This is a genomic window from Leucobacter chromiireducens (assembly GCF_051993095.1).
Taxonomy (GTDB): domain Bacteria; phylum Actinomycetota; class Actinomycetes; order Actinomycetales; family Microbacteriaceae; genus Leucobacter; species Leucobacter chromiireducens.
In genome coordinates this window covers 2065200-2083054 of the sequence record NZ_CP197024.1, presented here as the reverse complement: position 1 = coordinate 2083054, position 17855 = coordinate 2065200, and the positions used below count along the sequence as shown (strand labels likewise).

The window sequence follows — 17855 nt, the reverse complement described above, 5'->3', positions numbered from 1 at the left end:
GTGGGGCCGCGTACGATACTCGAGTGTCAGATTCATCTCCGAGCGCACCGGGCCAGGACAGCGTGCCACGTCCGAGCCGACGCGGTACGCTCGTGCTCGGCCTCGGGGCGTTGGCGCTCGTCGTCGCGGGCATCGTTGGCCTGGGGGTCACGGTACTGGGCGGGCAACTGAGCGCAGCGCCGGACACCGAGCGCCGCGCCGCCGCGCCCGCGTCGCAGCCGGCTGACTTAGAACCGCCGCTCGAACCCGGCGCCGGGGCGGCTCCTTCGTCGTCGGAGACCGCGGGAGCTGAGACTGGACCGGACCCCGGCACGCACGGGGCACGCGTGACGGAGTCCGCTCGCACCACCGTGGATCCAGCGTGGCTCGCCGACACAGCAGCGGCCGCGGAGATCCCGGAACCCGCGCTTCGGGCCTACGCGAACGCGGCGCTCACCGTTGGGCGCGAACAGCCGGGCTGTGGCATCGGCTGGAACACGCTCGCCGCGATTGGCCAAGTGGAGACGCACCACGGCACCATCGGCGACGCGCAGTTGCTGCCCGATGGGCGCGCACTGCCACGCATTGTGGGTGTAGCGCTCGACGGGGTGGAGTTTGCGGCGATTCCGGACACTGACGGGGGCAGTATCGACGGCGATGCTCGGTGGGACCGGGCAGTCGGCCCGATGCAGTTCATTCCGCAGACTTGGGCACAGTATGGGCGCAGCGCCTCGGGGACGGGAAGCCCGAACATCGATCGGGTCGACGACGCTGCGCTCTCGGCCGCCGCCATGCTCTGCACCATCGGCGGTGACCTGCGCGTTGCCGAGAACTGGATTGCCGCGGTGAATGCCTACAACCCGAGCGTCGCCTACAACAACGATGTGGCTGACGCGGCGGACCGCTACGCGGCGTTCGGCTAACGGGGCCCTGCCTCTCGGCCTCTGCGCCCCTTCCGCCCCTGAATCGGGGTCACTTAGGCAGGGTGTCGTGCAGTTCGGCCGCGCGACACCCTGCCGAAGTGACCCCAAACCGTTGGGTGGGCGGGGTTAGGGGAGGCGGGACCAGTCGACCTCGGCGGCCGCGCCGCGCACACCCTCGAACCACGCTGCGACGCGCAGGAGGCGGTCGTCCGTGCCGATGGGGCCTGCGATCTGCAGACCCACCGTTCGGCCATCGGCCTGCACGCCTGCGCCGATCGAGAGCGCCGGCTGGCCGGACATGTTGTAGGGCACGGTGAACGAGATGTGCCCCATCGTCTCGCGCGGATCGGTGATCGGCATGGGGTCTTCCGCGGCGAAGGCGGCGACCGGGGACACCGGCGACAAAACAAGATCGAACGGCTCAGTCGCCGCGCGCGTGAGGCGTGCCATCTCGTCAACCTGGTTGCGGTTGCGCACCGTCTGCGCAGCCGAGATGTCGGCGCCCGCCGCGCACCACTCTGCGATGAACGGCAGCACCGCCGCGCGCTCCGCATCCGAAAGCAGCTCGTAGTCGGCGTACGAGCGGCTGCGCCAGAAGTCGACGAGGCCGTCGAGCACCTCAGCCCCGACGAACGGCGCGAGCTCAACGATCTCGGCGCCCGCCTCCGCGAAGCGCTCAGCGGCAGCCTCGATGATGGCGCGCGTCTCCGGCTCGACCGGAAGCCCGGAACCCGCGTCGAGCTGCAGGGCGACCCGCATGCCGCGCGGCTCGAGCGGCTCGGTCGACCACGTCATATCGGGGTACGCCCGAGTGAGGTAGTCACGCGCGTCCGAGCGCGCAACGATCGACATGAGGTGCACGCTGTCCGCCACCGTTCGGGTGAGCGGGCCCGCCGCGCGGCCGTCATACGGCACATCGAGCGGAATCAGGCCCTCGCTGGGCTTCAGCGCCGTGAGTCCCTGCCACGTGCCGGGCAGTCGAATGGAACCGCCAATGTCGGTCCCCACGTGGAGCGGCCCGTACCCCGCGGCCGCGGCGGTGCCAGCGCCCGCTGAGGAGCCGCCCGAGGTCAGCCGCGGATCAACGCCGTTGCGCGTGATGCCGTGCAGGCTCGACACCCCGGAGGAGAGCATGCCCCAATCGGGCATGGTGGTGGAGCCGAGGATCACGACACCGGCCTCGACGAGGCGATCGGTGGTGGGCGCGTTCGCCTGCGAAATCGGCGGGTTCGGGATCGCGGTGCCCGACGGCTTCGGCTGCCCGGCGCGCGCAATGTTCTCCTTCACCGTCGCGGGCACGCCATCGAACGCGCTGAGCGGTGCACCGGCGGCCCAGCGCGCGGTCGAGGCCGCGGCATCTGCGCGCACCTGCTCGGGATCGTGGAGGTAGAGCGCGTTCAGCTCGGGCTCGCGCGCCGCGATGCGCTCCAGCACGTCTTCCGCGACCTCACTCGGCGTGAGCGTCCCCGCCGCGAACGCTGCTGCGAGTGCACCAGCGTCGAGGTCTGCGAGACGAGGGGAAACGGGGGTGGTGCCGGAGGCGGTCACGAGAAGGTCCTTTCGAACGGTGAGCTGAGCGCGGCCGCCCAGGTGGGCGGCCGCGGATGGATTAGAAGGCGTGCTGCAACTCCTGCCGCAGCGTCAGCGACGAATCGATGAGGCGCTGCGTGTAGGGGTGCTGTGGGGCGCGGTAGACGGATTCGGTAGGGCCGGCCTCCACGATCTCCCCCGACTGCATCACGATGACGGAGTCACACAGGTGGCGTACCACGTTCAGATCGTGTGACACGAAGACGAGCGTGAGGCCATACTCGTCGACGAGGTCGGCAAGCAGGTTGAGCACCTGCGCGCGCACGGACACGTCAAGGGCGCTCACGGGCTCGTCGGCGACCACGACCTGCGGGCGGCAGATCAGTGCGCGGGCAATGGAGATGCGCTGGCGCTGCCCGCCCGAGAACTGATGCGGGTAGCGCTCCGCGGCAGACGCGGGGAGCCCCACGGCCTCGAGCATCTCCGCGACCATGCGCGAACGCTCAGCCGCGGTCTCGGTGCGGCCGCGCACGAGGAGCGGCTCCGAGATGATCTGCTCCACTGTCATGCGCGGGTCGAGCGACCCCATCGGATCCTGGAACACAATCTGCAACTGTTGGCGCAGCTCACGCAGCTGCGCCTCCTTCGCTCCTGCTACTTCGTTGCCTGCGACGATCGCGCTGCCGGAGGTGGGCTGGTCGAGTCCCGCAAGAATGCGCAGGAGCGTCGACTTGCCAGAGCCGGATTCACCGACAACCCCGAGCCGGCCGCCGCGCGGCACCTCAAACGAGATGCCCTTCAGCGCCTGCACCTCGGGGGCCGGCTTGAAGAGGCTCGTCTTCCCGCGGGTGTACGTGCGGACGAGGTCGGTCACACGCATCACGGTCTCGGTGTCCGGTGCGCCCGTCGCCGGCGCGGCGGAACCGCCCGGAACCGCGCGCTCCGCCGCCGCGTCGGCGACGGACGCCGCGTCGGCAGCGGCGCTCCGCGCTGCCTCTGCTGCAAGCTCCTCCCGGGTGGGCGGCACGTACTCCTTCGCGCTCGCGACGGTGAACAGGCGACCATCAGCGTCGGTTGCATCGAGGTCGCTCGCAGCGAGCAGCCCCCGGGTGTAGGGATGCTGCGGTCGGGTAAAGACGTCTTCGGTGGTGCCCTCTTCGACGACGACGCCCTGATTCATGACGAGCACGCGCGTGCACATGTTCGCGACGACGGCGAGGTCGTGCGTGATGAAGAGGAGCCCGGTGTTGCGCTTCTTCACGAGTTCAAGGATGAGGTCGAGCACCTGTCGCTGTACGGTCACGTCGAGCGCTGTTGTGGGCTCGTCGCACAGCAGCAGCGCGGGATCGTTGGCCAGGGCCATCGCAAGCATGACGCGCTGGCGCTGGCCGCCCGAGAGCTGGTGCGGGTAGGCGCGTGCCGCCTGCGCGGGATCGGGCAGATGCACCGCGTCGAGCATCTCGACTGCACGACGATTCGCCTCCGCCTTCGACGGCGCGAGCTTGTGCAGCAGCATGATCTCGGCCACCTGTGCGCCAACGCGCATGAGCGGGTTGAGCGCGGTGAGCGGCTCCTGGAACACCATGGCCATGTCACGGCCGCGGATCTTCATTAGCTCGGACTCGGGCGCTTCGAGCAGGTTGCGCTCGGCACTGCCCGGGCGCTCGGCCACGTCGAGGCGAACCGAGCCGTCGGCAGTAACCCCGGCGGGGAGGAGGCCGAGCAGCGCGGTGGTGGTCATCGACTTACCGGAACCAGATTCGCCGATGAGGCCGATGCGCTCGCCGTGCGCCATGTGCAGCGAGAAGTCGTGCACGAGGGTGCGGTGCGGCGTGCGGACGTTGAGCGCGTCGACAGCGAGCAGCGGGCTGGCGCCAGGTTGCGGTGTGGGGGAAGAGGTGGTCATTAGCCGCGGCTCCCGTTCAGCTTGGGATCGAATCGGTCACGGAGCCCATCGCCCAGCAGGTTGAAGCCCATCACGGCGATCGCGATGGCGATACCGGGGATGATGGCGAGCAGGGGGTGGGTGCCGAGGAACTGCTGCGACTCCTGCAGCATGCGCCCCCACGACGGGGTGGGCGGCGGGGTGCCGAGGCCGAGGAAGCTGAGGCCAGCCTCGGCAAGCACGGCGAGCGCGAACGAGACCGAGCACTGCACCACGACAATGCCGACGATGTTCGGCAGGACGTGGCGGAGCGCGATGCGGAAGCGGGACTGGCTTGCAGCGCGCGCGGCGAGGACGTACTCGGTGCTCATGACCTGCAGCGTGCCGGAGCGGGCGACGCGCGCGAAGCCCGGGATCGTTGCGATGCCGATCGCGACCATCGCGGTGAGCGTGGACGCGCCGAATACTGCGCTGAACATGATCGCGAGGAGCAGCGCGGGGAACGCGAGCGCGATGTCGGAGGTGCGCATGATGACCTCTTCGATCCAGCCGCCGCGAATGCCGGCGAGGATGCCGAGCGGAGTGCCGATGAGCAGCGCGATGCCGACGGAGATGATGCCCACGAACAGGGTGATGCGCGCGCCGTAGAGCATGGCCGAGAAGACGTCTCGGCCGTACTTGTCGGTGCCGAACCAGTGCGTGCCGCTCGGGCCCTGCAGACGGTCGGCTGCGATCGCCTGCACGGGGTCGTACGGCGTCCACACGAACGAGATGAGCGCGGCCACGGTGACGATGGCGACCAGCACGAGGCCCACGATGAGCGTGGGGGAGAGGCCGGCGCGCTTCTTGGGCGGCCGGGGCGCGGCGATCGCGGTGGTGCGAGGCGCCTGCACGGGAGGCGTGGGGAGATTCTGCGTCGTCATGGTTATGCGCTCTTTCGCATCCGGGGGTCGACGATCGTGTAGAGCACGTCGACAACGAGGTTCAGGACGAGCGTGATCGCGACGAGGACCATCACGACCGACTGCACGGTGAGGAGATCGCGGTTGCCGACGGCGTCGAGCAGCATCGATCCGAGGCCCGGGATCACGAACACACGCTCGATCACCACCGCGCCGATGATGAGGGCGGCGATCTGCACGCCGGTCACGGTGATGACCGGGATCGCGGCATTTCGGAGTCCGTGCTTCACGAGGGCGCCCATCTTGCTGAGCCCCTTCGCGCGCGCGGTGCGGAGGTAGTCCTCACTCATGATCTCGAGCACGGCCGAGCGGACGTAACGGGTGAGGATCGCGCCCTGCACGGAGGCGAGCGCGAGCACGGGGAGAATGAGGCGGCGGAGGAAGTCGCCGAAGTCTTCGCCGGGTGGGGTCCACCCGCTCGCGGGCAGCCAGCCCAGGCCCACGGCGAAGACGAGCACGAGGAGGATCGCGGCGAGGAAGCCGGGCACCGCGACGCCCAGCTGGGATCCCGCGCCGATGACCACGCCGGAAAGATTGCGATGCTTCACCGCGGCCCACGTGCCGAGCGGGATCGCGATGGCGAGTGCGACGATCATGGCAGCGATGACGAGGATCAGGCTGACCTGCAGGCGGTCGTTCACGAGCGGGCTGATGTCCGTGCGCGTGACGTAGGAGACGCCAAAGTCGCCGCGGAGGAGGCCGCCCGCCCAGTCAAAGTACTGGACGATGAGCGGCCGGTCGGTGCCGAACTCCTTGCGGGTCTGCTCCAGGAGCTCGGGGGTCGCGTTCACGCCGAGGGCGATCTGCGCCGGGTCGCCCGGGATCAGCCGCATGAAGAGGAACACGACGACCGTCGCGACGAGATAGGTCACCGCAAATCGGGCGAGGTTGATCAGAATCCGTATGGCCATGCGCGGTCCTCGGGTGGTGGGGGTGAGAGCGGGCGCGAACCGTGTGGTTCGCGCCCGCCGGGGGTGTGGAGCGGGTGCCCCGTTACTTCCAGCTGAGCTCGGTCAGGTCGAGTGCCTCGATGATGGCGTTCTCGGGGAGACCCTGCAGCTCGGCCTTTGCGACCGTGATGTTCGGGAAGAGGAACAGCACGCCGGAGGCGGCGTCGTCGACGATCTGCTCGGCGACCTGCTTCATCCCGGCGACGTAGCCGGCCTCGTCCGCCTCATCGGCCTGCGCCGCGATGGGAGCGATCTTCGCGTTGTCGTAGCCGATGTAGTAGTTCGGGTCGTTGAACACGGTGAGGATGTCCCGGGCCTCTGTGGCCAGCACCGTGGTCATCTGGTAGTCATGCTTCGTGAAGACCTCGTCGAGCCACACTGCGGGGAACTCGGAGCTCTCAATCTTCGCGGTGATGCCGACGTCCTTGAGCTGCGAGACGACGATCTCGGACACGGCCTGCGCGTAGGGGCGCGTGGGCACGGTGTACGTGATGCTGAGGTTCTCCTGGCCCGCCTCCTTGAGGAGCGCCTTCGCCTTCTCGGGATCGAACGGGTAGCGATCGTTCAGATCCTCGTAGTAGGGATCGGTCGGCGTCGCGTAGGTCGCAACGAGCGAGCCGTAGCCGTTCCATGCGGTGTCGAGGATCGCCTGCTTGTCGAGTGCGTACAGCACGGCCTGGCGCACGCGCACGTCGTCGAAGGGGGCCGCCTTGTTGTTGAGTGACAGCGAGATCTCGCCGCTCGAGGTGCCCGTTGTGACGGTGTACTTGTCGTCGCTCTCGAAGGTGTCGAGCAGCTCGGGCGCCTGCAGGTTCACGATCGCGTCGATGTCGCCCGTGCGGAGCGCGTTGGTCGTGGCGGTTGCGTCTGCGAAGTACTTGAGCGTGACGGACTCGACCTCGGGCTTCTCGCCCCAGTAGTCGTCGCGGGTATCCAGCACGATCTTGTCGTTCGCGGTGAACGTCTCGACTGAGTACGGGCCGGTGCCCACGGGCGCGTTGGCGAGGTCGGCGACGCCGTCGGGGGAGAAGATCGCGCCAACCGGGGTTGCGAGGCTGAAGAGCCAGGCGTTCGATGGCTTCGACAGGTGCACGGCCACCTCGGTGTCCGAGAGGACCTCGACGCTGTCGACAACGTCCATCTTCGCCTTGAGGCTGGACACCCAGTCGCTCTTCACACGGTCGAAGCTGAACTTCACATCGTCGGCGGTGAACGCGTCGCCGTTCGAGAACGTGACGCCCTCCTCGAGCGTGAAGGTGTAGGTCTTGCGGTCGTCGCTGATGGTCCACGACTTCGCGAGCAGGGGCTGGATCTCACCGGCCTGGTCGAGCTGCACGAGGCCCTCGTACACATTCGACATCATCGCCTGCGGGATTGCGGAGCCGGCGGTGGTCGTGAAGTCGAGGTTCACGGGGGCGCCGGTGAGCGCGATCGTCGCGGTGGTCGGGGCGTCGCCCGAACCGGATCCGCCGGCGCCGGCGGATCCCGCCGAGCAGCCGCTGAGCGCGAGGGCGCCTGCGGCGATCAGCGTTGCGGTGAGGGTCAGGGAGTTCCTGCGTCGCATCGTTGCTTCCTATCGAGAAGAGGGGTGGGCTGCGACGCTTCGGCCGCAGCTCGTTTCATATGTGGGACGGGCGGGGTGTGCTCGTCATCGTGGCCGGGGCGGTGCGGTGGCACCAATGTTCACTCCCAATCATCCTTGATTTCCGGGTACTGGCCACGGGGTTCGAACCAGGATACATGGTAAGGCCACTGCGCGGGGACTAGACTGGGGCGCAATTTCGTAACAGCGCGAATCGACCAAGCGCAGCGCGGCGCGAGCGCGATCCCCAGCTACAGGAGAGACCCGCAGTTGACGACCCACAGTTTTTCTCCGGCGGTGCCTGTGCACACGTACCAGCGCATCGTCGAGCAGATCGAAGAAGCCATCCTCTCCGGTGAGATCCCTATCGGATCGCAGTTGGCGAGCGAGCGCGATCTCATGGTGCAGTTCAGTGTCAGTCGCCCCACCGTGCGCGAGGCGCTCCGCGTGCTGCAGTCGATGGGCCTCATCGAGTCGAAGCCGGGCACGCGCGGCGGCCCGCAGGTGCTCGCGCCGTCGTCGCAGACGCTCGGCCGTTCGTTCCGCACCATGATCGGCACTGACGCGCTCAGCGTGTCTGAGCTCGTGCAGTTCCGCGTGATTCTGGAGGGCTCGGCCTCGAAGCTCGCGGCGCAGCGCCACACGCCCGCACAACTCGAGCGTATGCGCGCGGCGGTTGAGCGCATGCAGGCGGCGGCCGACACGAACGCCGCAGACTTCGCATCGGCCGACCTCGAGTTCCACGAGGCCGTGTGGGCGGCGAGCGGCAACCAGATTCTCGAGATGAGCGGGCAGGCGGTCTCCGGGGTGCTGCGCGGCATGATGGCGCGCGACGCTGAGGGCGAGCACCACGACAACCGGGTGAAGCTTGCCTCCGCTGCGATTGACCGTGGCCTCTTCGACGCGATCGAGCGACGTGATGCGCAGGCAGCGGGGCGGATCGCGCGGGGCGCGGTAGCCGAGCGCTTCGGGCCGCTCCTGGACGACGCGGATCGCGCGGCCCTCGAACTGCTCGCCGAGTAGACGGATTCCGCCCGCTACCCGCGGCGCGGTGCGGGGCGCAGTGCAGCGGCGGCAAGCGCCACGCAGGCGATGGCGGTGGCGAGCGCAAAGCCGGTGACCGCCGTGCTCAACCCGAGCCGCTCGGCGAGGACGCCGAGGCCGATCACGGGCAGCGCGCTGCCGAGGTAGGTGACCGTGTAGATCGCGCTGACCGTCGACGCGTGGTGGCGCGGGTCGACCGCGGCCGTCGCTCCCGTGAACGCGGCCTGGAAGGCGACGCCCTGCCCGACACCCGCGAGGAGCGCCGCGGCGACGAGCAGCGCGGGGCTGCCGAGCGGGCCAGCGAGCGCGAGCCCCACGAGCGCCGCAGCGAGCGCCGTGAGGCCGCCGGGCAGACGCCACGCGCCGCGCAGCGGGACAAGCTGGGTGAGCGCGGATGCGCCGAGCGTGAGCGCGGCGAGGAGTCCAATCGCGGGCCGGGAGTGGGTGCCGACGATCGAGGCGAAGTGTGAGGGAGCGAGCGACAGGCAGAAGCCGAACACCGTGAAGCTCACAAACCCGGTGGCGGCGGCGAGCCGAAACGCGCGCAGGGCTGCGGGCGACTGGCGTCCGGCCCGACGCTCGGAGCGGGCGACCCGCGGCGGTGCATCCGCGAGCGCGATCGGCACTGGGCCGGTGTCCGGGCGGCAGAGCTCGTGCGGCGCTGTGATGAGGATCGCTGGAACGAGGGCCGCGAGTGCGACCGCGAGGGTGATGAATGGGGTGCTGAGCGGGGCGGCGCCCTGCGAGAGCACACCGCCGATGATGGGGCCGCAGGCCACGCCACCCGAGCTCGCGAGCAGCGTGAGTCGGCCCACGAGCGCCGGGCGACCGGGGAGGAGGGCGCGGAGCGCGCCGGAGGCGGTGCCGGTGGCGCAGGCGATCGCGGCGCCCTGCGCTGCGCGCGCTACGGCGAACCAGCCGAGACTCGGGGCGAGCGCCAGCCCCGCGGTGCCGACGGCGGTGACCACGAGTGCGACGACGAGCACCGTGCGGCGGTTCGCGGTATCCGCGAAGCGGCGGAAGATGAGCAGCCCGACAATAAGGCTGAGCACGTAGCTCGAGAACGCGAGCGTTGTGCCGAGCGGACCAAAGTCGAGCGTGCGCTCAAGTAGTGGGAACAACGGGGTGGTGAGGTTCGCGCTGACGAGCAGCGTGAACAGAGTCAGGGCGGTCAGTGCGGCCCGGATTCGGGGGCGGATCTGCTGTGGGCTGTGGTGGGCCGCGGGGGAGAGTGGGCGTACAGGGGTGGGTGTCGCGCTCATGGCGTGCTCCTCGGGTGGGCGTGCCCTTGTGGGGCGTGTCCTGCCGTTCACACCGGGTGTGGCGCGAGCGGGTGGGGTGAAGCGTGAGACGCACTGACCGCGTCCTGTGCATAAGTAGAGCGAGAACCAGGCGTTCCGCGCAAGCGATCACGTTAGAATTGAGCAATATGATCAATTGCTCGGCGCGTCGTCGAGCGGGAAGCGAGCAAAATGAGTGATCTCGATGCCACCGACCGGCGCATCCTGCGCGAACTCGATCGCGATGCGCGCATGCCCACCGCGATGATTGCGCAGCGCCTCGAGCTCGCCCGCGGCACCGTGCAGGCGCGCCTCGAAAAACTCGCCGCCGCGGGGGCGCTGCGCGCGCACAGCGCCCGAATCTCGCCCGCTGCGCTCGGCCGACCGGTGGGCGCAAGCCTGCAGGTGGAGCTTGATCAGCACTTCATCGCCGAGGCCATCGAGGCGCTCGCAAACATTCCCGAGGTGCTCGAGTGCTTCGCGCCAGCGGGCAACACAGACCTGCTGCTGCGCGTCGTTGCGAAGAGCCCCGACGATCTGTACCGGGTAAGCGAGGAGATTCGACTCTGCCCCGGCATCAAGCGCACCTCGACCAGCCTGTTTCTGCGCGAGGTGATCCCGTATCGCGTGACCGGCTTGCTGGCGGAGGGGGTGTAGCGCTCCGGTGTCAGCTGATGCGCGAGCGATCGACGACGCGGCCGCCGCCGAACACGATCCCACGCAAGAATCCCGTGCCCCAGCTCAGGTGCATCGTGACGAGCGTGCGAACCGTGAGCCACCGATCCCGCACCCCGCGCTGCTCGGGGATGCGGAACGTGGCGAACGCGATCCCGAGCAGGTAGAGCGCGAGCGGTGCGAGCAGGATCGGCCAGCCCGATGCCCACGGGAGCGCCCCGACCACGAGGATGAGGAGCGTGATGATGCTCACCGCGAGCCCCACGACGAGGGCGCCGGGCGCGAAGAAGCGCCAGGGGTTTGCGCGGCCGTAGCGGCGCACGAGCACGGCGCGCCACGTGCCGGTCGCAAAGAACTGGCGGGCGAGGTCGGTAAAGCTCGCGCGCGGCCAGTAAGTCACCTCGAGTGCGGGATCGAACCAGACGGTGAACCCCGCACGTCGGATGCGGAGGTTCAGCTCCCAGTCCTCGCCGCGCAGAATGCCGGGGTCGTACCCGCCCACCGCGTCGACGGCCTCCCGGCGGAAGATGCCGAGGTAAGCGGACTCGGCCGGGCCGGGGGTGCCGTCCCCGTGGTAGGCGCCGCCGCCGAGCCCAAACGGGCTGTTGTAGGCGCGCGCGATGGCACGCTGCACGTCGCCGCGCCCGGCGGCCCGCATAATGCCGCCCACGTTCGCCACGCCCGCGGCGGCGTGCTCGCGGAGCGCTGCGATGCCGCGGCTCGTGTAGTCGGGGGTGAGCTCAGAGTGGGCGTCGACGCGCACAATCACGGGGTGGCGAGACGCTGCGATCGCGTGGTTCAGCCCAGCAGGGATGTCGCGCTCGGGGTTTGCCACCAGCTGCACGCGCGGATCCTCTGCCGCGAGACGCTCGGCGATGGCCGTACTCGTGTCCGATGACGGGCCGAGCGCGAGCACGATCTCTTTCTCGCCCGGGTACTCCTGCGCGAGGATGGTGCGCACCGCGGACTCGAGGAAATCCTCCTCGTTGAGCACGGGCATCACGAAGCTCACGGCGGGGGAGTCGGGGAGAGGGGGGAGCTGCACCCCCTGATCTTCCCACAGCCGCGGGTCGTGGGGCTGGAAGCGGGGCTATCCTGGAACGATGCAGCTGGCGAAGGATATGAAGCGCGCGGTCCGTTTGGGGCAGCGAGTGTTGAAGGGGCGCCGGGCCTACTTCGAGGTTCGAGAGATGATCGCGAAGCGTGGTCCGCTGCCCACGGAGCACTTCCGCGTGGCCGTCTACTTCGCCGACAGCGACGTGAATATCTACCAGATGCGCCAGTGGTACGCGCCGTTGCAGGAGCTCTCGCAGGAGTGGCCCGTGCTTGTGCTGGCCCGAAACGCGGCGGGCGCGCGGCAGCTGATGCAGGAGAGCGGGCTCGACGTCGCCTTCGTGCAGAAGGTGACCGACCTCGAGCGCGTTATCGAAGCACAGCAGCTCGACGTGGTGCTCTACGTGAACCAGAACACGCGCAACTTCCAGATGATGCGGTACGGGCAGCGCTGGCACGTGTTCGTCAATCACGGCGAGAGCGACAAGATGTATATGACGAGCAATCAGCACAAGGCGTACGACTACGCCCTGGTGGCGGGCGACGCCGCCCGCGCTCGGCTCGCGGCGGCGCTGTGGGACTACGACGTCGAAGCGCGCACGATTCCTATCGGCCGCCCCCAGACCGACCATCTGAGCGGCGAGCCGCCGTTCACGCCCGACGAGCGCACCGTCGTGTTCTACGCTCCCACCTGGGAGGGAGATCGCCCCGCCGCGAGCTACGGCTCGGTCGCTTCGCACGGAGAGCGGCTCGTGTCGGAGCTGCTCGCGACCGGCCGGCACCGGGTCGTATACCGACCGCACCCGCGCAGCGGCGTCGTGGACGCGGAGTTCGGGGCGGCCAACGAGCGCATCATCGCCATGATCGCGGCAGCCAACCAGGCGGATCCCAGCGCGCAGCACGTCTACGATCAGTCGCCCGTGCTTGGCTGGCAGCTGAGCCTCCCCGACCTCGCGATCTGCGATATCTCGGCGATGGTGTACGACCGGCTGGCCACGGGCAAGCCGCTCATGGTGACCCGGCCCGTTGCCCCCGACGCGGCGGTTGACGAGGGTGGCTACCTGAGCGTGTGCGAGTGGCTCGACGCGGGCGAGCTGGACCGCGCGGCCGAGGTGACCGATCGGGTGATCAACGATGCGGCAGCGATCGAGCGGCTCGGCACGTGGTCGCAGCGGTACTTCGGCGACACGACGCCGGGTGCCCCGACGCGCCGGTTCCACGCTGCGATCGCTGAACTCATCGCACGCGCTGACTCGTGGCGCAGCCGCGGCGGAAACGCGTAGCCCACACTGGGCTGCTCTCCGCGCGGCGGAGGCGAACGTTCAGCTGACGGCTAGCCGGCGGGGTGATCGGCGTTGTACTTCGCGACGACCTCATCGATGGGGCCGTCGAGCACCAGCTTGCCGCCGTTGAGGTAGAGCCCTCGCGAGCAGAAGCGCAGGAGATCGCGCTCGTTGTGCGAGACGAGGAAGAGGGTCTTGCCCTCCGCAAGCAACTCTTCGATGCGGCGATAGCACTTCGCACGGAATGCCTTGTCGCCCACGGCAAGCACCTCGTCAACGAGCAGTACCGGCTCGTCGAGCTGCGAGATTACGGAGAACGCGACGCGCACCTTCATGCCGCTCGACAGGTGCTTGAACGGGGTATCGATCACGTCCTCGGCGCCGGCGAACTCGATGATCGAGTCGAAGCGCTCGGCGATCTGGCGCTTGCTGAGGCCGTGGAGGCCGCCCGTGAGCTGCACGTTGTCGCGCACCGTGAGATCGCCCACGAAGCCGCCGGTGATCTCGATGAGTGGGGCGACGCCGCCGCGCACGGTGACGCGCCCCTCATCTGGGAAGAGCACGCGGGCCACGAGCTTGAGCAGTGTTGACTTGCCTTGCCCGTTCCGGCCGACGACGCCGATCGCCTCGCCGCGCGTGACCGTGAACGAGACATCGCGCAGCGCCCAAAACTCCCCAGTGCGACTGCGCCGGGCGCGGCTTGCAAAGAGGTCCTTGAAGCTGCGGCGCGAGCCACGGTTGCGGCGAAAGCGGACGCCGAGGCCATCGGCCGTGATGATCGTCTCCGCGCCGGGCGAGGTGTCACTCGTCTGATGCTCAGTCACGTCACAGCTCCTTCAGGACGCCGCCGATGGTGCGGCGGAACACGAGAATGCCGACGACGAGCAGCAGCACACTGATCCCCGCCGAGGTGGCAACGAGCAGCCAGTTCAGCTGGTCGGGGAAGAACCCCGCGCGGAAGAGCGCGAAGATGCCCGAGAGTGGGTTGAGCCACGCGAGTGGCCGAGCGAACTCGGGGAGATCGGCCGCGCCGTAGATGATGGGCGAGGCGTAGAACAGCACGCGCAGGATCAGCTTTGCCGCGCGCTCGAGGTCGCGGAAGAAGACGACGAGCGGGGCGATGATGAGGCCGAGGCCGAGCGTGAGCGTGGCGTGCAGCACGACCGCGAGTGGGAAGAGGAGCAGCCCCCAGCCCACCTGCGCGCCCGAAAACACGGCGAAGAGCACGAGCACGGGGAGGCTGAGCAAGAACTCGATGCCCTTTGAGCACACAATGCGCCCCACCCAGATCCAGTGCGGCAGGGCGACGGAGCGCACCAGCTTCACGTCGCGCAGGAAGGCGCGGGTTGAATCTGAGATCGCTCCGTTGAACCACACCCAGGGGAGAAGTGCCGTGAGCAGGAACACGATGTACGGCTCTTCGCCCACGGAACGCTGGAACACCTGCGTGAACACGAACCAATAGATGAGGCTCATAAGGAGCGGGTCGAGGATCGACCACAGGTACCCGAGAAGGGACGTTGAGTACCGCACCTTCAGGTCACGCCTGGTCAGCAACCAGAGCGAAGACCAGGCGTTCGCGCGCGGCGGTCGTGGGGCAGAGTTCACACGACTATTCTGCCGCTTTTCGCGAATCCCGGCGCGCATGCCGCGCTGCGCTCCAGATTTGATAAATTGGTTCACGTGCCGCCCGTAACTCCAGAAGTACCGTCCTCACCCGAGCCCGCAGAGAACTCGGCGTCGAGCGCTCCGGTTTTCGAGGGAGATCCTGCGGCAGCGCCGCTCAGCGCAGCCCGAGTTCGTCCGAGCCGCGCCGCTGGAGCGCCGGCTCCCGCGGCAGCGCCCGCCGCTGAGCCGGCTGCGACGCCGGCGCCTGAGCCCGCAGCAGAGCGCGCCGCCGAGGCGGCGCCCCGCACCGGCCGCATTCAGGTGCCCGTGCCCTCAGTGGTGCGTGCCCGCGAGCGGGGTCGCCTGGCGGAGCAGAACCCCGTGGTACTCAGCACCGAGATGCTCACGAAGACGTACGGACCCGTCGTCGCCGCCAACGAGGTCTCGCTGCAGGTGCACGCGGGCTCGTTCACGGGAGTTGTGGGACCGAACGGCGCCGGAAAGACCACGACGCTGTCGATGATCAGCGGCCTGTTGCGCCCCACCTCCGGCCGAGTGACGGTGAGCGGCGTTGATGTGTGGACCGACGGCCCCGCGGCGAAGCGCCTCATCGGCTCGCTGCCCGACCGGCTGCGACTTTTTGACCGGCTGACGGGCGCGCAGTTGCTCTACTACTCGGGCGTCCTCGCTGGAGTCGACGAGGCAGCGGTGGCCAAGCGCTCCGCGGAACTCGCTGAGGCCTTTGGCCTGGAGTCCGCACTCGGGCGCCTGGTGTCCGACTACTCGGCGGGCATGCAGAAGAAGATCGCCCTCGCATGCGCCATGATCCACGCGCCCGAGGTGCTCGTGCTCGATGAGCCGTTCGAGACGATCGACCCGGTGTCTGCCGCAAACGTCACCGAGATCCTCGAGAAGTACGTCGCGGGCGGCGGGAGCGTCGTCATGTCGAGCCACAGCCTCGATCTGATCCAGCGCGTGTGTGACCACGTCTCGATCATCGTTGATGGCAGCGTGATCGCGCAAGGCACGGTCGACGCGGTGCGCGATGGCCTGAGCCTGGAGGAGCGCTTCACGAAGCTGACCGGCATGAGCGATACGCAGAAGGGGCTCGAATGGCTGCACGGCTCTTCCGACTCCGAGTAGCGCTGCTCGGCGGTGCGCTGCGCGGTCCGTTCGGACGGGTCACGCGCACTATTGCCGGAGCCGTCGTGCTCGCAGCCCTCGCGGTCGTCGCCGCGGCGGCGCCCGCGTGGTTCATTCCGGCGCAGCACGACCGCGCTGTGGTGGACATCTCCTTCGGGGCAATCGTGCTCGGCGCGATCCTGCTCGTGCCGTTCTTCGCAAACCGTGGGCACCTGGAGCCGCGGCAGTTCGGCGGCCTGCCTGCGGGCCCGGGCAGCATTGGCGGTGCGCTCCTCGCCACCACTGTGGTGAGCTGGCCGTTCTTCCTGCTCGCGCTCTGGCTGCTCGCGCTCGCGGTGTTCCGCCCCGAGTGGCGTGATCCCGCCTGGCTCGCCCCCGTTGCGCTGCTGCTTGCGGCGCTGCTGGCCGTAGTGAGCGCTCGGGTCACCTCCGCGCTTGCGAAGCTGCTGGTGGGAGACCGCTACGAGGGCCTCGTGCGGACCATCGGCGCGGTGCTGCTGGTTGCCGCGCTGCCGGTCGCGGTGTTCGCGATCGCCTCGACGACGCGTGACGGTGGCTTCGACTCTGCGGGCGATCTCGCGGACGTGCTCGGATGGACGCCCTTCGGCGCGCCGTTCGCGGCGCTTGCGCTCGGTGCTGATCCAGCGGCGGCGCTTGGTCGCCTGGCCGTTGTGGGCGCCGCGATTCTCGTGCTCTGCCTCGTCTGGTTTGCGATCGTGCGCGCCTCGCTCACGCGCATTGAGCGACCCATCGACCCCGATGTGGCGCGCAGCGGTCTGGGCTGGTTCGAGCGCTTCCCGGCCCGCCCGGCGCCCGCAATCGCCGCCCGGCTCCTCACTTACTGGGCGCGGGATCCGCGGTATCGCGTCGCGCTCTTCGCGATCCCGATCGCCCCGATCTTCATTCTGCTCGCGCTCTGGGTCGCCGGTGTGCCGCTCGAGGGGCTTGCGCTCGTGCCGCTGCCCATCGTGTTGCTGCTGCTCGGCTGGTCGCAGCACAACGACGTTGCGATGGACTCCACCGCGATTTGGGAGCACGTGGCGAGCGGGACTCGCGGTGCCGCCGATCGCGCTGGCCGCCTCGCGCCCGTGCTGCTGCTTGGTGTGCCGCTCGCGCTCATCGGTTCGAGCATCACCGTGACGGTGATGGGCGACTGGCGGGTGCTGCCCGCGGTGGTCGGCATGAACCTCGGTGTGCTCTTCGTATCGGCCGGCGTCTCGAGCATCTTCTCCGTAATGATGCCGTACCCCACTACGCGACCGGGCGACAGCCCCTTCGTGCAGCCGCAGTGGTCAGGCTCGGGTTCCGGCCTTGCGCAGACGCTGTCGATGATTGCTGCGATCCTGCTCTCGATCCCCGCCGTGTGGTTCGCGGTCACCGCGATCACCGACGTGGCGCTGGGGGACAACCTCTGGGCCGCGTTCTTCGGTGCGGGCTACGGTCTGTTGATCCTCGTGCTCGGCATCCTCATCGGGGGGCGCATCTTCGATCGGAGCGGCCCGGAGCTGATTGGCGTTACGCAGGTCTACGACTAAACCGGCTGTTGCCGCACAGCGAGCAGGTTTACAATCGAGGCATGGGTTTCTTTACGCGCAGCGATTCCGACTCCTCCGGGAGCCCCGCCGGTGGCACCGATGTGCTCGACCGCGAGCTTGAGAAGCTGCTCGAGGATTCGCAGATCGAGGATGGCGACCACGAGCGGTTTTCGCACTACGTTCCGAAGGACAAGATCCTCGAGTCGGCGATGACGGGTAAGCCCGTCCGCGCGCTCTGCGGGAAGAAGTGGACGCCGTCACGGGATCCCGAGAAGTTCCCCGTGTGCCCCGACTGCAAGAAGGTCTACGAGCGCATGCGCAAGTAGCGCGCGCCCGAGGCGCCGCACACGATGAAGGGCCGCGATCCAGAGCAAGATTCTGGATCGCGGCCCTTCGTCGTACGGGCGAGCTGTATGAGGTCAC

The 17855-nt window shown here is 68.8% G+C and carries 16 protein-coding genes; 7 read left to right on the top strand and 9 right to left on the bottom strand.

Features of this window, described 5'->3' with window-relative positions:
* The first annotated feature begins 23 nt into the window (after positions 1–23).
* Complete coding sequence (locus ACR81A_RS09365; RefSeq protein ID WP_440311655.1) at positions 24–902, top strand: hypothetical protein; 879 nt, start codon at positions 24–26, stop codon at positions 900–902.
* Between the two features lie 126 nt (positions 903–1028).
* On the opposite strand, the gene ACR81A_RS09360 is transcribed toward ACR81A_RS09365, so the two are convergent.
* The 5 genes from ACR81A_RS09360 to ACR81A_RS09340 form a co-directional block, all read right to left on the bottom strand.
* Complete coding sequence (locus tag ACR81A_RS09360; protein WP_440311654.1) at positions 1029–2450, bottom strand: amidase; 1422 nt, start codon at positions 2448–2450, stop codon at positions 1029–1031.
* A 61-nt stretch (positions 2451–2511) separates the two neighbouring features.
* Positions 2512–4338 (bottom strand): ABC transporter ATP-binding protein, encoded by a 1827-nt coding sequence (locus ACR81A_RS09355; RefSeq protein WP_440311653.1) that lies wholly within the window; start codon positions 4336–4338, stop codon positions 2512–2514.
* A complete protein-coding gene (locus ACR81A_RS09350) occupies positions 4338–5240 on the bottom strand; it encodes an ABC transporter permease (protein ID WP_202381366.1) in 903 nt (300 codons plus the stop codon). The genes ACR81A_RS09355 and ACR81A_RS09350 overlap by 1 nt, the downstream gene beginning before the upstream one ends.
* Before the next feature lie 2 nt (positions 5241–5242).
* Positions 5243–6190: an ABC transporter permease gene (locus ACR81A_RS09345; RefSeq protein ID WP_202381367.1), complete on the bottom strand. Its 948-nt coding sequence runs from the start codon at positions 6188–6190 to the stop codon at positions 5243–5245.
* A gap of 82 nt (positions 6191–6272) precedes the next feature.
* Positions 6273–7793, bottom strand: a complete 1521-nt coding sequence (locus ACR81A_RS09340; RefSeq protein WP_202381368.1) for an ABC transporter substrate-binding protein — start codon at positions 7791–7793, stop codon at positions 6273–6275.
* A gap of 315 nt (positions 7794–8108) precedes the next feature.
* On the opposite strand from ACR81A_RS09340, the gene ACR81A_RS09335 reads away from it, so the two are divergent.
* Positions 8109–8834: a FadR/GntR family transcriptional regulator gene (locus tag ACR81A_RS09335; RefSeq protein WP_337248903.1), complete on the top strand. Its 726-nt coding sequence runs from the start codon at positions 8109–8111 to the stop codon at positions 8832–8834.
* A 14-nt stretch (positions 8835–8848) separates the two neighbouring features.
* Here ACR81A_RS09335 and ACR81A_RS09330 read toward each other — a convergent pair whose 3' ends face one another.
* Positions 8849–10117 (bottom strand): MFS transporter, encoded by a 1269-nt coding sequence (locus ACR81A_RS09330; protein WP_440311652.1) that lies wholly within the window; start codon positions 10115–10117, stop codon positions 8849–8851.
* 210 nt (positions 10118–10327) lie between these two features.
* Here ACR81A_RS09330 and ACR81A_RS09325 point away from each other — a divergent pair, with 210 nt between their 5' ends.
* Positions 10328–10792 carry an Lrp/AsnC family transcriptional regulator gene (locus tag ACR81A_RS09325; RefSeq protein WP_440311651.1) on the top strand — a complete coding sequence of 155 codons (465 nt, stop codon included), beginning with the start codon at positions 10328–10330 and terminating at the stop codon, positions 10790–10792.
* A gap of 10 nt (positions 10793–10802) precedes the next feature.
* Here ACR81A_RS09325 and ACR81A_RS09320 read toward each other — a convergent pair whose 3' ends face one another.
* The gene (locus tag ACR81A_RS09320) at positions 10803–11855 is read right to left on the bottom strand and encodes a glycosyltransferase (protein ID WP_202381372.1); all 1053 of its coding nucleotides are present in this window, start codon (positions 11853–11855) and stop codon (positions 10803–10805) included.
* 58 nt (positions 11856–11913) lie between these two features.
* Here ACR81A_RS09320 and ACR81A_RS09315 point away from each other — a divergent pair, with 58 nt between their 5' ends.
* Positions 11914–13146 carry a CDP-glycerol glycerophosphotransferase family protein gene (locus tag ACR81A_RS09315; RefSeq protein WP_202381373.1) on the top strand — a complete coding sequence of 411 codons (1233 nt, stop codon included), beginning with the start codon at positions 11914–11916 and terminating at the stop codon, positions 13144–13146.
* A gap of 50 nt (positions 13147–13196) precedes the next feature.
* Here the strand turns inward: ACR81A_RS09315 and ACR81A_RS09310 are convergent, their stop codons facing one another.
* Together ACR81A_RS09310 and ACR81A_RS09305 are read right to left on the bottom strand one after the other, a co-directional pair.
* A complete protein-coding gene (locus ACR81A_RS09310) occupies positions 13197–13970 on the bottom strand; it encodes an ATP-binding cassette domain-containing protein (RefSeq protein ID WP_202381374.1) in 774 nt (257 codons plus the stop codon).
* A 1-nt stretch (position 13971) separates the two neighbouring features.
* On the bottom strand, positions 13972–14793 hold the full coding sequence (locus ACR81A_RS09305; protein ID WP_202381558.1) for an ABC transporter permease: 822 nt from the start codon (positions 14791–14793) through the stop codon (positions 13972–13974).
* A 36-nt stretch (positions 14794–14829) separates the two neighbouring features.
* Between ACR81A_RS09305 and ACR81A_RS09300 the strand changes: the two genes are divergently transcribed.
* From ACR81A_RS09300 to ACR81A_RS09290, 3 genes are read left to right on the top strand one after another with little or no spacing between them, the layout of a single operon-like run.
* Entirely contained in the window at positions 14830–15897 is a 1068-nt protein-coding gene (locus ACR81A_RS09300) for an ATP-binding cassette domain-containing protein (RefSeq protein WP_202381375.1), read from the top strand.
* Positions 15867–17432: a hypothetical protein gene (locus tag ACR81A_RS09295; RefSeq protein ID WP_202381376.1), complete on the top strand. Its 1566-nt coding sequence runs from the start codon at positions 15867–15869 to the stop codon at positions 17430–17432. Before ACR81A_RS09300 ends, ACR81A_RS09295 begins: the two co-directional genes overlap by 31 nt.
* A 41-nt stretch (positions 17433–17473) precedes the next feature.
* Positions 17474–17758: a DUF3039 domain-containing protein gene (locus ACR81A_RS09290; RefSeq protein ID WP_202381377.1), complete on the top strand. Its 285-nt coding sequence runs from the start codon at positions 17474–17476 to the stop codon at positions 17756–17758.
* The last annotated feature ends 97 nt before the right edge of the window (positions 17759–17855 follow it).